Annotated in this window: 12 protein-coding genes and 4 tRNA genes; all 16 read left to right on the top strand. The window is 36.9% G+C overall.

All coding sequences use genetic code 11. From position 1 onward, the window contains the following. The first annotated feature begins 3 nt into the window (after positions 1 to 3). The 16 genes from ssb (at position 4) to AC2CGR_RS22140 (ending at position 13612) form a co-directional block, all read left to right on the top strand. Entirely contained in the window at positions 4 to 516 is a 513-nt protein-coding gene (gene ssb, locus AC2CGR_RS22215; RefSeq protein ID WP_000981966.1) for a single-stranded DNA-binding protein, read from the top strand. 45 nt (positions 517 to 561) lie between these two features. Next, positions 562 to 795 (top strand): 30S ribosomal protein S18, encoded by a 234-nt coding sequence (gene rpsR / locus AC2CGR_RS22210; RefSeq protein WP_000918873.1) that lies wholly within the window; start codon positions 562 to 564, stop codon positions 793 to 795. A gap of 81 nt (positions 796 to 876) precedes the next feature. After that, positions 877 to 1812, top strand: coding sequence for a YybS family protein (locus AC2CGR_RS22205; protein ID WP_140349829.1), 936 nt, complete (start codon positions 877 to 879; stop codon positions 1810 to 1812). A 78-nt stretch (positions 1813 to 1890) separates the two neighbouring features. Next, the gene (locus tag AC2CGR_RS22200; RefSeq protein WP_087968535.1) at positions 1891 to 3864 is read left to right on the top strand and encodes a DHH family phosphoesterase; all 1974 of its coding nucleotides are present in this window, start codon (positions 1891 to 1893) and stop codon (positions 3862 to 3864) included. Beyond that, complete coding sequence (rplI, locus tag AC2CGR_RS22195; protein WP_000864235.1) at positions 3861 to 4307, top strand: 50S ribosomal protein L9; 447 nt, start codon at positions 3861 to 3863, stop codon at positions 4305 to 4307. Before AC2CGR_RS22200 ends, rplI begins: the two co-directional genes overlap by 4 nt. Positions 4308 to 4334: 27 nt before the next feature. Then, complete coding sequence (dnaB, locus tag AC2CGR_RS22190; RefSeq protein WP_001286244.1) at positions 4335 to 5696, top strand: replicative DNA helicase; 1362 nt, start codon at positions 4335 to 4337, stop codon at positions 5694 to 5696. 215 nt (positions 5697 to 5911) lie between these two features. Beyond that, on the top strand, positions 5912 to 7201 hold the full coding sequence (locus AC2CGR_RS22185) for an adenylosuccinate synthase (protein ID WP_087968534.1): 1290 nt from the start codon (positions 5912 to 5914) through the stop codon (positions 7199 to 7201). Positions 7202 to 7342: 141 nt separating this feature from the next. Further along, positions 7343 to 7418: transfer RNA gene (locus AC2CGR_RS22180), tRNA-Lys, on the top strand. 13 nt (positions 7419 to 7431) lie between these two features. After that, a tRNA-Glu gene (locus AC2CGR_RS22175) sits at positions 7432 to 7503 on the top strand. Positions 7504 to 7525: 22 nt separating this feature from the next. Further along, positions 7526 to 7601, top strand: a tRNA-Asp gene (locus AC2CGR_RS22170). Between the two features lie 41 nt (positions 7602 to 7642). Then, positions 7643 to 7715: transfer RNA gene (locus tag AC2CGR_RS22165), tRNA-Phe, on the top strand. A gap of 430 nt (positions 7716 to 8145) precedes the next feature. Further along, positions 8146 to 8853, top strand: a complete 708-nt coding sequence (gene walR / locus AC2CGR_RS22160) for a cell wall metabolism DNA-binding response regulator WalR (RefSeq protein WP_000971872.1) — start codon at positions 8146 to 8148, stop codon at positions 8851 to 8853. Positions 8854 to 8856: 3 nt separating this feature from the next. Next, positions 8857 to 10698, top strand: a complete 1842-nt coding sequence (gene walK, locus AC2CGR_RS22155; protein ID WP_000755372.1) for a cell wall metabolism sensor histidine kinase WalK — start codon at positions 8857 to 8859, stop codon at positions 10696 to 10698. Next, positions 10695 to 12011 (top strand): YycH family regulatory protein, encoded by a 1317-nt coding sequence (locus AC2CGR_RS22150; protein WP_484481153.1) that lies wholly within the window; start codon positions 10695 to 10697, stop codon positions 12009 to 12011. Before walK ends, AC2CGR_RS22150 begins: the two co-directional genes overlap by 4 nt. Further along, a complete protein-coding gene (locus tag AC2CGR_RS22145) occupies positions 11992 to 12834 on the top strand; it encodes a two-component system regulatory protein YycI (protein ID WP_087968533.1) in 843 nt (280 codons plus the stop codon). The genes AC2CGR_RS22150 and AC2CGR_RS22145 overlap by 20 nt, the downstream gene beginning before the upstream one ends. Continuing rightward, positions 12818 to 13612: an MBL fold metallo-hydrolase gene (locus AC2CGR_RS22140; protein WP_000522841.1), complete on the top strand. Its 795-nt coding sequence runs from the start codon at positions 12818 to 12820 to the stop codon at positions 13610 to 13612. Before AC2CGR_RS22145 ends, AC2CGR_RS22140 begins: the two co-directional genes overlap by 17 nt. Positions 13613 to 13668: the final 56 nt, after the last annotated feature.

Raw genomic sequence — 13668 nt, 5'->3', positions numbered from 1 at the left:
CGATTGATGAATCGTGTTATCCTCGTTGGTCGTTTAACTAAGGACCCTGACTTACGTTACACGCCCAATGGTGTTGCAGTAGCTACTTTTACGTTAGCTGTGAATCGCGCATTTGCCAATCAACAAGGTGAGCGTGAAGCTGACTTTATTAATTGTGTAATATGGCGTAAACAAGCAGAAAACGTAGCAAATTATTTGAAAAAAGGTAGCTTAGCAGGCGTAGATGGACGTCTTCAAACTCGTAATTACGAGGGACAAGATGGTAAACGTGTATACGTAACAGAAGTTCTTGCGGAAAGCGTACAATTTTTAGAGCCGCGTAATGGCGGTGGGGAGCAACGTGGTTCATTTAATCAGCAACCATCAGGAGCTGGTTTCGGTAACCAAGGCTCTAACCCATTTGGTCAATCTAGTAATTCAGGTAACCAAGGTAACTCTGGATTTACGAAGAATGACGATCCATTTTCAAATGTAGGTCAACCGATCGACATTTCCGACGACGATTTACCGTTCTAATACAGTAAATTTGTTAGTTTTAACAAAGAATGGAGGGAAATAGACATGGCAGGACGCAAAGGTGGACGTGCGAAACGTCGTAAGGTGTGTTTCTTCACAGCTAACGGCATCACTCGCATCGATTATAAAGATGTTGATTTATTAAAACGTTTCGTTTCTGAGCGTGGTAAAATTTTACCTCGTCGTGTAACAGGAACAAGCGCAAAATACCAACGCAAACTTACAGTTGCAATTAAACGTGCTCGTCAAATGGCACTTTTACCATATGTTGGTGAATAATAGCGTATGAAATGCACAGTAGAGTCGGACTCTACTGTGCATTTTGCTATGCTTTTCTTTTTTTGAAAGAGAGGTTAGATGATGAAAAATACAAAATTTATTACTGAAGGTGCAGCGTTGTTAGCGATATATGCAATGTTATTGCTTGTATCTATGTATGTTCCGATTTTAGGCACAGTTGTAACGTTTGCGTTGCCGTTGCCATTTATATTGCTAACGATAAGATATAAATTATCCAGTGCCTTTGTGATTTTTACGGCGGCGCTTTTTATTACTGTTATCGTCAGCCAGCCGATGAACCTAGTAAAGACAACTATGTTTGGATTGATAGGTATCGTTTTAGGGTATATGTATAAAAAACAAAAAAAGCCGGTAGAAATTTTGATGGCAGGGACGCTTGCTTACTTAATTGGTATTATGCTCATTTATGTTGCGAGTATAAAGTTTTTTAACATAGATTTAATGAAGCAAATGCAAAATATGTTTAATGAAAGTATGACACAAAGTGAAAAGATAGTTACTGCTGCGGGTATGCCAATTAGTAAAGAGCAAAAAGAGCTATTTGCACAATTTAATGATGTGTTACAAACGTTATTCCCAAGTTTACTTGTCATGGTCTCAGTATGTTTTTCTTGGATTACAGTTATGATATCAGGCAGTGTTTTGAGAAAGTTAAAACACGATGTCATACCTTGGCCTAAATTTAAGGATATACAATTACCGAAGAGTATTGTTTGGTATTACGTTATATTTATTTTGCTATCAACTTTTATAAAAGTAGAACCGACATCATATTTACATATGGTATTTTCTAACCTATATGTCATATTTGCTTTACTACTAGTGCTGCAAGGTCTGACGTTTATCGCTTTTCTGGCGCATAGCAAAGGTTTTACGAAAGGGGTTCCTATTATTAGTTTTATTGTCTGCATGTTTATTCCGATGCTGTTTCCTCTTGTGACAATCTTAGGTATAATTGATTTAGGGATTTCATTACGTTCTAAAATAGGAGGATAAAGTAATATTCCTTATACTATTTTAATCTGTTTAACTAACTGGAAGATAAGTTAGTTTTACTTTATAGGAGTTGTATACATGCCTGAATTTTATAAGAAACAGTGGTTTTTATATCCTGTTTATGTATTGGCATTTTTCGTGTTTGTGCTCATTTCGATTCTCTGCTACTTTCATTTACTGATGGGGATAGTCTCCTTTTTTATTTTTTGTATCGTCCTTTTTGTTGTTGTACGATTCGAACTTACCTTCCAAAAGAATTTTGAAAAACATACGACAGATATGATTACAAGGGTAAAGAAAGTGAGTAATGAGGCATTTAACCAGATGCCGATTGGTATTTTGTTATACAATAAGGATTATGGGATTGATTGGGCAAATCCTTATTTATCTTCATGTTTGGGGCAGCATGCATTAGCTGGGTGGCACCTTTATGATGTATCAGAAACGTTACTTCTTTTTATTAAGGGAGAGACTTCCGATGATATAGTTTCTTTAAATAATCGAAAGTTTCGTGTTTTTGTAAGGAAAGAAGAAAAGTTAATTTATTTCTTTGATGTAACAGAACAAACAGAAATCGAAAAGATGTACGAGGATCAACGTACTGTTTTAGCTGTAATTTATTTAGATAATTATGATGAAGTTACACAAGGATTAGATGATCAATTACGTACGAATATAACAAGTCTTGTGACATCGCGTCTAAATGAATGGGCCGTTAAGTATGGGGCATATTTAAAACGCGCATCTTCGGAAAGATTCTTCGTTGTACTAAATGAAAGTATTTTAGCGCAGATGGAGAAAGGGAAATTTAGTATTTTAGATCAAGTGCGTGAAGAAACATCCAAAAGGAATATACCACTTACATTAAGTGTAGGTGTTGGATCAGGTGATTTACCTTTATCCGAGCTTGGGGCGATGGCACAATCAGGTTTAGACCTTGCGCTTGGACGTGGTGGAGATCAAGTAGCTATTAAGCAAGCGACAGGTAAAGTTAAGTTTTATGGTGGTAAGACAAATCCGGTAGAAAAACGTACTCGTGTACGTGCCAGAGTGATTTCGCATGCATTAAAGGATTTAGTATTAGAAAGCAGCAATGTCATTATAATGGGGCATAGGGCTCCTGATATGGATGCAATTGGTGCTGCGATTGGTATTTTAAAAGTAGCGCAATTAAACGAACGAAAAGGATATATTGTGCTCGATGAAAATGATTCTGATAAGGGAATTAAGCGTTTAATGGATAAAGTGAAGCAAAATGAAGAGTTATGGTCTCACTTTATTACACCAGAACAAGCGATGGAATTTGCAAATGATGATTCCTTACTTGTTGTTGTTGATACGCATAAACCTTCAATGGTGATGGAAGAAAAGCTGTTACGCAAAATTGAAAATGTAGTTGTTATTGACCATCATCGCCGAGGAGAAGATTTTATTGAAGATCCATTGCTTGTTTACATGGAGCCATACGCTTCTTCCACGGCAGAACTTGTTACGGAATTACTTGAATACCAACCGAAAAATTTGAAAATGACAATGTTAGAAGCGACAGCATTATTAGCAGGTATTATTGTTGATACGAAAAGCTTTACATTCCGGACAGGTGCTCGTACATTTGATGCTGCTTCTTATTTACGCTCACACGGTGCAGATACTGTACTTGTACAAGAGCTTTTAAAAGAAGATATGGATCAGTATTTACGGGTTGCAAAAGCTATTAAAAATGCGTACATTTATACAAATGGAATTGCGATTGCGAAAGTTGATAGCGCTGATTATTACGATCAAGTGCTTATTGCGCAATCAGCGGACACATTATTAACAATGACAGGAATTATTGCATCATTTGTTATTGCAAAACGTGGCGAGAATTTCATTGGAATTAGCGGCAGGTCTTTAGGTGAAGTGAATGTGCAGCTAATTATGGAAAATTTAGGTGGTGGAGGGCATTTAACAAATGCAGCCACACAAATGAAAAATGTTACAGTAGATGAAGCTGAGGAGAAGCTTCGATTTGTTATTGATGACTATTTACAGGGAGGCACACAATCATGAAAGTAATTTTTCTAAAAGACGTAAAAGGTAAAGGGAAAAAAGGAGAAGTAAAAAACGTACCAGATGGTTATGCAAATAACTTCTTACTAAAACAAGGATTAGCTGCTGAAGCGACAAATAGCAGTATGAAAACTTTAGAAGCTCAAAAACGCAAAGAAGAAAAAGATGCAGCAGCAGAGCTTGAAAGTGCAAAACAATTAAAAGAAACGTTAGAGAAACTAACTGTAGAATTAAAGGCTAAATCTGGAGAAGGCGGCCGTCTATTCGGTTCAATTACAAGTAAACAAATCGTAGATGCAATGCAAAAATCTCACAAGATTAAACTTGATAAGCGTAAGTTTGAAATGGATGATGCAATTCGTGCATTAGGCTATACAAATGTTACTGTGAAATTGCATCCGCAAGTAACGGCAACAGTAAAAGTTCATGTTAGTGAACAATAAAAATACGTTAAGCAAGGAGGATTGCGTATGAGTGATGTAATGGCTGATCGTACCCCTCCGCATAATATAGAAGCTGAGCAGGCAGTCTTAGGTGCTATATTGATTGATCAGGATGCGTTAACGTCAGCATCAGAATTATTGGTACCTGACTCATTTTATCGAACAAAACATCAAAAGATTTTTGAAGTCATGCTTGGATTGTCTGATAAGGGAGAGCCAATCGACTTAGTAATGATGACGTCAGCAATGGCTGATCAAGGGTTATTAGAAGAAGTCGGTGGGGTTTCTTACTTAGCAGAATTAGCAGAAGTTGTTCCGACCGCTGCTAACGTAGAGTATTATGCACGAATCATCGCTGAAAAAGCACTGTTACGTCGTTTAATTCGAACGGCGACTCATATTGTGTCTGATGGATATGAGAGAGAAGATGATGTGGATGGTCTTTTAAATGAGGCTGAGAAAAAAATATTAGAAGTATCTCATCAGACGAATGCGAAAGCATTCCAAAATATTAAAGACGTTCTTGTAGATGCTTACGATAAAATCGAACTTTTGCATAATCAAAAAGGTGAAGTTACCGGTATACCAACTGGGTTTACTGAATTAGATAAGATGACGGCAGGGTTCCAGCGAAATGATTTAATCATCGTGGCAGCACGTCCATCGGTAGGTAAAACGGCGTTTTCATTAAATATCGCACAAAACGTAGCGACGAAAACGGATGAAAATGTAGCGATTTTTAGTCTAGAGATGGGTGCTGATCAGCTTGTTATGCGTATGCTTTGTGCAGAAGGGAATATTGATGCACAAAGACTACGTACCGGATCATTAACTTCTGATGATTGGGCGAAATTAACGATGGCAATGGGTAGCCTTTCTAATGCTGGTATCTATATTGATGATACGCCGGGGATTAAAGTAAATGAGATTCGAGCAAAATGTCGTAGATTAAAACAAGAACAGGGGCTTGGTATGATCTTGATTGACTACTTACAGCTTATTCAAGGAAGTGGGAAATCAGGAGAGAACCGTCAGCAGGAAGTATCTGAGATTTCTCGTACACTAAAAGGGATTGCGCGTGAATTACAAGTTCCTGTTATTGCCTTGTCGCAGTTATCTCGTGGTGTAGAATCTCGTCAAGATAAACGTCCGATGATGTCTGATATTCGTGAATCGGGAAGTATCGAGCAGGATGCTGATATCGTAGCCTTTCTATATCGTGAAGATTACTATGACCGAGAAACGGAAAATAAAAATACGATTGAAATTATTATTGCAAAGCAGCGTAACGGTCCAGTAGGCTCAGTAGAGCTCGCATTCGTTAAAGAGTTCAATAAGTTCGTTAACTTAGAACGTCGCTTCGAAGATGGACATGCGCCGCCGGCATAAAGATAGTATAAAAAAGAAACGCATTTCTTATAATAAGATGTGTTTCTTTTTTTTTATAGAAAAGATAAGGCTTTCATAGTATAAAAATATAATTCTTACGAACGAAAAAGTTTTTTAATAAAAAAATGTTCGCTTTTTGGTTGACTTCTTTTTCGGTTTTGGTACAATTATATTGTTTGAATAGATCGTTTGAAAATTGCGGAGGTGCTTTAATAATGTCTTCAGTAGTAGTTGTAGGAACACAATGGGGCGACGAAGGAAAAGGTAAAATCACTGATTTTCTTTCTGAGCATGCGGAAGTAGTTGCAAGATATCAAGGTGGAAATAACGCAGGACATACAATTGTTTTTGGCGGAGTTAAATATAAATTACACTTAATTCCATCTGGTATTTTCTATAAAGAGAAAATTTGTGTAATCGGAAACGGCTTAGTAGTAGATCCGAAAGCATTACTTGAAGAGTTAAAATACTTACACGATCGTGGTGTAAGTACTGATAATTTACGCGTAAGTAACCGTGCGCACGTTATTTTACCTTATCACTTAAAACAAGATGAGTTAGAAGAAGCAAGTAAAGGTGATGACAAAATCGGTACAACGAAAAAAGGTATCGGTCCTGCATATATGGACAAGGCTGCTCGTATTGGTATTCGTATGGCTGATCTTTTAGACCGTGAAGCATTTAAAGAGAAGCTTGAGCGCAATTTAGCACAAAAAAATCGTTTATTTGAAAAAATGTACGATACAGAAGGTTTCAGTGTAGAAGAAATCTTCGAAGAGTACTTCGAGTACGGACAAAAAATCGCGCAATATGTATGTGATACGTCTGTTGTATTAAATGATGCATTAGATAATAATCACCGTGTATTATTTGAAGGTGCACAAGGTGTTATGCTTGATATCGACCACGGTACGTACCCGTTCGTTACATCTTCTAACCCAATTGCTGGTGGTGTAACAGTTGGAACTGGAGTTGGTCCTGCGAAAGTTACTCGCGTTGTAGGTGTATGTAAAGCATATACAAGCCGCGTAGGTGATGGTCCGTTCCCTACTGAGCTTCATGATGAAATTGGTCATCAAATTCGTGAAGTTGGTCGTGAGTATGGAACAACAACTGGTCGTCCACGCCGCGTAGGTTGGTTCGATAGCGTTGTTGTAAGACATGCACGTCGTGTTAGTGGTTTAACAGATCTATCATTAAACTCTATCGACGTTCTAACGGGTATTCCAACACTTAAAATTTGTGTTGCTTACAAATACAATGGCGAAGTTATCGATGAAGTTCCAGCAAACTTAAACATTTTAGCGAAATGTGAGCCTGTATACGAAGAGCTTCCAGGTTGGACAGAAGATATTACTGGTGTAAGATCATTAGACGAGCTTCCTGAGAATGCAAGAAAATACGTAGAACGTGTTTCTGAGTTAACGGGAATTCAATTATCTATGTTCTCAGTTGGACCAGATCGTAACCAAACGAATATCGTTCGTAACGTATACGAAGCTTAATTGATATTTTTAAGAAAAAACTCATGTCCGCATGAGTTTTTTCTTATCTTTTATAAAAAAATAAAAAAAGGTGTTGCAAAATATAAAAGAAACATGTTATGATACATCTTGTCGTCACGAAAATATGACGTTGGTGAGTATGAGCCATTAGCTCAGTTGGTAGAGCATCTGACTTTTAATCAGAGGGTCGAAGGTTCGAGTCCTTCATGGCTCACCATTTTATTTTTCGTGGCCCGTTGGTCAAGTGGTTAAGACACCGCCCTTTCACGGCGGTAACACGGGTTCGAATCCCGTACGGGTCATGTTTTTTTTATGTTCATTTTTGGTCCCGTGGTGTAGTGGTTAACATGCCTGCCTGTCACGCAGGAGATCGCCGGTTCGACCCCGGTCGGGACCGCCACTTTTGTTTATACCACCATTAGTGGTTTTATATATAGTTTTGGCTCGGTAGCTCAGTCGGTAGAGCAGAGGACTGAAAATCCTCGTGTCGGCGGTTCGATTCCGTCCCGAGCCACTCTCAGGATATTAAGTGGGCCCACTTAATATCCTTTTTATTTGTGTAATTTTACAAAATTGAGTAGTTATTTTAAAATAGAATGAGGAGCCTCTAGCAGTTGAAGCTAGAGGTTTTTCTATAGATCGTATAGGATTCCGTGTAAAAGTGGATCATACATGAGTCTGTGAGAATAGAGAAGAAAGTACTTAAGCAAAAGATGCGGTCATATAGGGACATACTATGTAGACATCAATGTGTTTAGGGATATTGACCATATTTTTACCCCGCATCAACGGGCAGTAAGATCCTACCTCAGAATTCAGCGAAGATAAAAGAAGTCAGGTGCGGGATCAACTGCCCGTAAATGCCCGATTGGTTCAACTAATAATCGATGGGGGATGAAACTCCCCACCGATTAAAGTTTCACTTTATAAGGAGGAAATAGACGATGATGGGAAAGAAAATTTTAGTAGTTGATGATGAAAAGCCGATTGCGGATATTTTGAAGTTCAACCTAGAAAAAGAGGGTTTTGAAATTGTAATGGCGCATGATGGTGATGAAGCGATTGAAAAAGCGACTGAAGAACAGCCAGATATGGTTTTATTAGATATTATGCTACCAGGTAAGGATGGCTTAGAGGTTTGCCGTGAAATACGTAAAAGCTCAGAAATGCCGATTATTATGCTTACAGCGAAAGACTCTGAAATCGATAAAGTATTAGGTCTGGAGCTTGGGGCAGATGATTATGTAACGAAGCCATTTAGTACGAGGGAATTACTTGCTCGCGTGAAGGCGAATTTACGTCGCCATCAACAAGGTGGTGCTGCAGAAAAAGAAGAAAATACGGAAATGGTTATTGGACCAATTGTTATCAATCCAAATGCGTATAGTGTAACGAAACGTGAGGAAAATATTGAGCTTACACATCGTGAATTTGAGTTGCTGCATTATTTAGCAAAACATTTAGGACAAGTTATGACACGTGAACATTTATTGCAAACAGTTTGGGGTTATGACTATTTTGGAGATGTACGTACAGTGGATGTAACAGTACGTCGTCTACGTGAAAAAATTGAAGATAATCCAAGTCATCCTACATTAATTGTCACTAGACGCGGAGTAGGGTATTACTTGCGTGACCCAGAGCAGGAATAGTATATGAAGAAAGTCGGTTTTTTTCAATCTATTCATTTAAAATTTGTACTCATATATATGCTATTAATATTGATAGCTATGCAAGTTATTGGGGTATATTTCGTAAGAGAGTTAGAAAAGAGTCTTGTACAAGGCTTTAGAGATTCTTTAACGCAACAAACGAACTTATTATCGTATAACTTGAAACAAGAGTTTAAAAAAAGTTATACAAAAGCAGAGACAGAGTCAACAGATGAAACGATTAAAACTTCCATTCGAAAATTTGCCTCTGATCGAAAGAAAGATATTCAAGAGGTAAGTGTATTTGATGCGAATAGAAAGCTGCTCGCTATTTCAGATGAGTCAAAGCAAAACAAGGTAAATAGAACATCAACTGATATAGCTGTTCAGCGGGTATTGGTACAAAAAAAACCAGAAGTGAAAATTGAGAAGGATGGTCGTACAGGTCACCGTGTACAAGTTATGATTACTCCTATTATGGATGATAACAACAAAGATGCACTTGGTGCTATTTACGTTGTTGCATCTATGGAAGATGTTTATAAGCAGATGAAGGATATTAATCAAATCTTTGCGACCGGAACCGTTATTGCATTACTCGTAACAGCTGTACTTGGAATTTTGTTAGCTCAAACGATTACGAGACCAATCTCTGATATGCGAAGACAAGCGATTGAAATGGCAAAAGGAAACTATTCAAGAAAAGTAAAAGTGCATAGCCATGATGAAATTGGACAATTAGCATTATCTTTCAATAATTTATCAAAAAAATTACAACAAGCTCGTTCTTCAACGGAAAGTGAAAGACGTAAATTGTCATCTGTATTATCACATATGACAGATGGAGTAATTGCTACTGACCGAAAAGGGGACATTATTTTATTAAATGATCCTGCGGAAAAGATGCTAAATGTTTCGCGTGAAACGGCGCTCGATCAATCTGTTTTAGAAGTATTGGGAATACAAGAAGAATTTACGCTCGATCATTTATACGAAGAGCCTGATTCTGTTTTATTAGATTTTAGTACGAGAAATGAGCCATATATTTTACGTGCTAGTTTCTCTGTTATTCAAAAAGAGACAGGGAAAGCAAATGGTTTAATTGCCGTATTATATGATGTAACTGAGCAGGAGCGTATAGAAAGGGAACGCCGCGAGTTTGTAGCAAACGTCTCTCATGAATTAAGAACGCCATTAACGACAATGCGCAGTTATTTAGAGGCACTTACAGACGGTGCGTGGCAAGATCCGAATATTGCACCGCAATTTTTAACAGTTACACAAGAAGAAACAGAAAGAATGATTAGACTTGTAAATGCGTTATTGCAACTATCTAAACTCGATAGTACAGAACATCGTTTAATGAAAGAATGGGTCGACTTTACTGACTTCTTTAATAACATTATTGATCGTTTTGAAATGTCTAAAGAGCAAAACGTAAGTTTCAAACGATCTTTCTCTAAAAAATCTCGATTTATTGATATGGATACGGATAAAATTACGCAAGTATTGTATAACATTATTTCGAATGCATTAAAGTATTCACCAGAAGGTGGAACAGTAACGTATCGCTTACGTGATCGCGGGGAATTATTAGAGATTAGTGTAAGTGACCAAGGAATGGGTATTCCGAAAGAAAACGTCGATAAAATCTTTGAACGTTTTTATCGCGTAGATAAAGCACGTTCAAGACAAATGGGTGGTACAGGACTTGGATTAGCAATTGCGAAAGAAATGATTGAGGCGCATGGTGGCTCGATTTGGGCGAAGAGTGAGGAAGGAAAAGGGACAACGATTTATTTCACATTGCCAATGGCAGCGGATGAAGAGGACGATTGGGAATGAGTATGGAAAATGTTAAAACGATAGTTTTAATTAATTTAGTTGTAATTAGTTTATTTCTTACTTTTAACTTATGGACGTATGTGCCAGATTCCACATCTATGCAAAATGCAAAATTTGTACAGGGGAATGAAGGAACTACGCAAACTAAAATCGCTGATGTTGTCCGCCCTACTTCTATCATCGTGCATAAAGATAAAAATCATTACGGGAGCAAAAGAGAGGGAGATATAGAATCAATCTATAAAACTTTGGAAGCAGGGGAATTACATGCTTTCAAAGAGATATCGATTGCTAAGGCTGACTTCCTTTCTTATGTGCATGGTGAAGGGAAAATTGAACTTCTTTTCCCTACCAACATCCCATTTGATGCAGTTAAATCTATGTTTAGTATGAAAGAAAAAAGTATAGATAAGCCTAAACACTTTAATCGAATTATTCTTGATCCTTCTAGAAGTAGGGATCAGGAAATTAAAATTAATTTTGTTTCTGATGGTGATAACTCTAGAATATATGAAGCAAAATTAAGTGGTGTGTATTTAAAAGATATTGTAAATGCACAAAATCAATTTATAGTATCCGCGAAACCTTATTTTGACTATCAAATTAATGATATGAAAAAGCTATTTTTACCAGATGGAACGACAGAATTAAGTAATATAACATATATTGCATCTAATTTAGCGGTTGATACATTTAAGAATGCCCTTTTTAGTGACCCACGTTATTTAAGCCCTATTATCGAGCCGACGAAAGAAATATTTACAGACGGTATTAGGTCTATGGAGATTGAAAACAATCAGCATATGCTAAAGTATAAAAATTCTTCTGTTTCAAGCGAGAAAACGACAGATAATTTAATGCTTTTACAAAAAAGCTTTGATTTTGTAAATGGTCATAGTGGAAGTCTGGATTCATACCGTTTGGACTATATGAATAAAGGACAGACAGTATTCCGCTTACAGGAAGATGGATATCCTGTATTCAATACAGATGGATTAGCTGAATTGAGACAAGTATGGGGATCAGAAGAAGTAATGGAATACGAAAGACCGTTGTTGTCTTTAAATACGAAAGGTATTGAACAGAAGGTTACTCTCCCATCAGGACACGTTGTGATAGCATCCTTAGAAAATAATGCCGCGGTAGATAAAAGATTCATTAAAGACATTGGTATTGGATACAAATTAGCACTAGACGGACAAGTAGCGCGACTACAGCCAATTTGGTATGTAAAGTTTGTTGAAGATGAAGCTGGCAAACAAAAAATATATGAGTGGAGTGAGGGAGGACTAAATGGATTGGGATCGGATTAAAACCATATTTATTGTGACCTTTTTTGTTTTGGACCTCTTTCTCATCTTTCAATTCATTCAAAAGCAAGATAGTAATCAATTGGAGCTTATTGCAGAAACAAAGATAGATCAAGAATTAAAAGCAAACAAAATTACTATGGGTAATTTCCCTAAAGAACCGAAAAAAGAGTCATTTATTAGGGCTGAAAACAAGGCCTTTAAAGAAGAAGATGTACAGGCTTTAAAAAATCAAACGGCGCATATACAAAATATGTACAAGATAGAAAGTAAGCTAAAAGAGCCCTTTTTAAATACAAAATCGTTATCCAAAGATAAGTATAATGATTTTTTGAAGAACTATGTACTGGATGGACAAAAGTATGAGTTTGGAGCGATGAAAGACTCTAAAATTTATTTCTTCCAAAAATATAAAGATAAGCCTATTTTCTATAACGATCAGGCGATGATTGTTGTGGAATTAAATGAGAAAAATGAACTTGTGTCGTACACACAGACGATGCTAACAGATTTAAAAGAAATGGGCGAAAGTGAAAAAACGAAACAGCAAGAAATTATTACTGCCCAAACCGCTTTAGAAAATCTGTATTTAAAAAATAAAATTCATGGGAATACACATGTAAAAGAAGCGCAAATTGGTTATGCCAACCTTACCGCATCTACTTCTAATAACCAAGTACTTGCTCCAACGTGGAACTTAAAGACGGAGCAGAAGCAGGACTTCTTTGTAAATGCAATTGAAGGACAAGTTATGGAATTAGGTGAAAAGGAAAATCAAGTGGTTGATGAACATACTGGAGTGAGAAAGAATGGGTTTGCATTTTAGCGTACTTGCAAGTGGAAGTACAGGAAATATGCTATATGTAGGAACAGATGAAAAAAAATTACTCGTCGATGCAGGTTTAAGTGGTAAAGCAACTGAGGCTTTATTTAAACAGGCAGAATTAAATATAAATGATGTATCGGGTATTCTTGTAACACATGAACATAGTGACCATATTAAAGGATTAGGTGTATTGGCACGTAAATATGATTTGCCTGTTTATGCAAATGAGAAAACATGGAGTGCAATGGAACACTTAATAGGAAATATTCCAACTGAGCAAAAGTTTATTTTCTCAGTTGGGGATGTAAAAACATTCGGTGATATTGAGGTCGAGTCATTTGGAGTTTCACATGATGCGGCAGAGCCAATGTTCTATGCTTTTCATAACAATAATAGAAAGTTAGCTCTTATTACAGATACGGGATACGTGAGTGACCGTATGAAAGGTGTTATTAAGGGGGCTAACGCTTTCGTGTTTGAAAGTAATCATGACGTGGAAATGCTTCGTATGGGACGTTATCCATGGAGTATTAAGCGACGTATTTTAAGTGACGTAGGGCACGTTTGTAATGAAGACGCTGCATTAGCGATGGCGGATGTAATTACAGATGAGACAAAGCATATTTATTTAGCCCATTTAAGTTTAGATAATAACATGAAAGAATTGGCGCGAATGTCAGTATCACAAGTATTAGAGGAAAAGGGATTTGGAGTGGGAGAAGCCTTTGAAATCCACGATACAGATCCAAAAATGCCTACAAAAATTCAATACGTATAATTCTCCATTTTAGTAAACAATAAAGGTGAATATAGTTGTTTTCAGGAAGATAGGTG

The organism is Bacillus sp. LSHTCR4, from assembly GCF_057197025.1.
This window is presented reverse-complemented; position numbering and strand designations above follow the sequence as displayed.

Coding starts and splice junctions, on each gene's coding strand:
- rpsR (WP_000918873.1), top strand. CDS start 562: ATGGCAGGACGCAAAGGTGGACGTGCGAAACGTCGTAAGGTGTGTTTC.
- AC2CGR_RS22205 (WP_140349829.1), top strand. CDS start 877: ATGAAAAATACAAAATTTATTACTGAAGGTGCAGCGTTGTTAGCGATA.
- AC2CGR_RS22200 (WP_087968535.1), top strand. CDS start 1,891: ATGCCTGAATTTTATAAGAAACAGTGGTTTTTATATCCTGTTTATGTA.
- rplI (WP_000864235.1), top strand. CDS start 3,861: ATGAAAGTAATTTTTCTAAAAGACGTAAAAGGTAAAGGGAAAAAAGGA.
- dnaB (WP_001286244.1), top strand. CDS start 4,335: ATGAGTGATGTAATGGCTGATCGTACCCCTCCGCATAATATAGAAGCT.
- AC2CGR_RS22185 (WP_087968534.1), top strand. CDS start 5,912: ATGTCTTCAGTAGTAGTTGTAGGAACACAATGGGGCGACGAAGGAAAA.
- walR (WP_000971872.1), top strand. CDS start 8,146: ATGATGGGAAAGAAAATTTTAGTAGTTGATGATGAAAAGCCGATTGCG.
- walK (WP_000755372.1), top strand. CDS start 8,857: ATGAAGAAAGTCGGTTTTTTTCAATCTATTCATTTAAAATTTGTACTC.
- AC2CGR_RS22150 (WP_484481153.1), top strand. CDS start 10,695: ATGAGTATGGAAAATGTTAAAACGATAGTTTTAATTAATTTAGTTGTA.
- AC2CGR_RS22145 (WP_087968533.1), top strand. CDS start 11,992: ATGGATTGGGATCGGATTAAAACCATATTTATTGTGACCTTTTTTGTT.
- AC2CGR_RS22140 (WP_000522841.1), top strand. CDS start 12,818: ATGGGTTTGCATTTTAGCGTACTTGCAAGTGGAAGTACAGGAAATATG.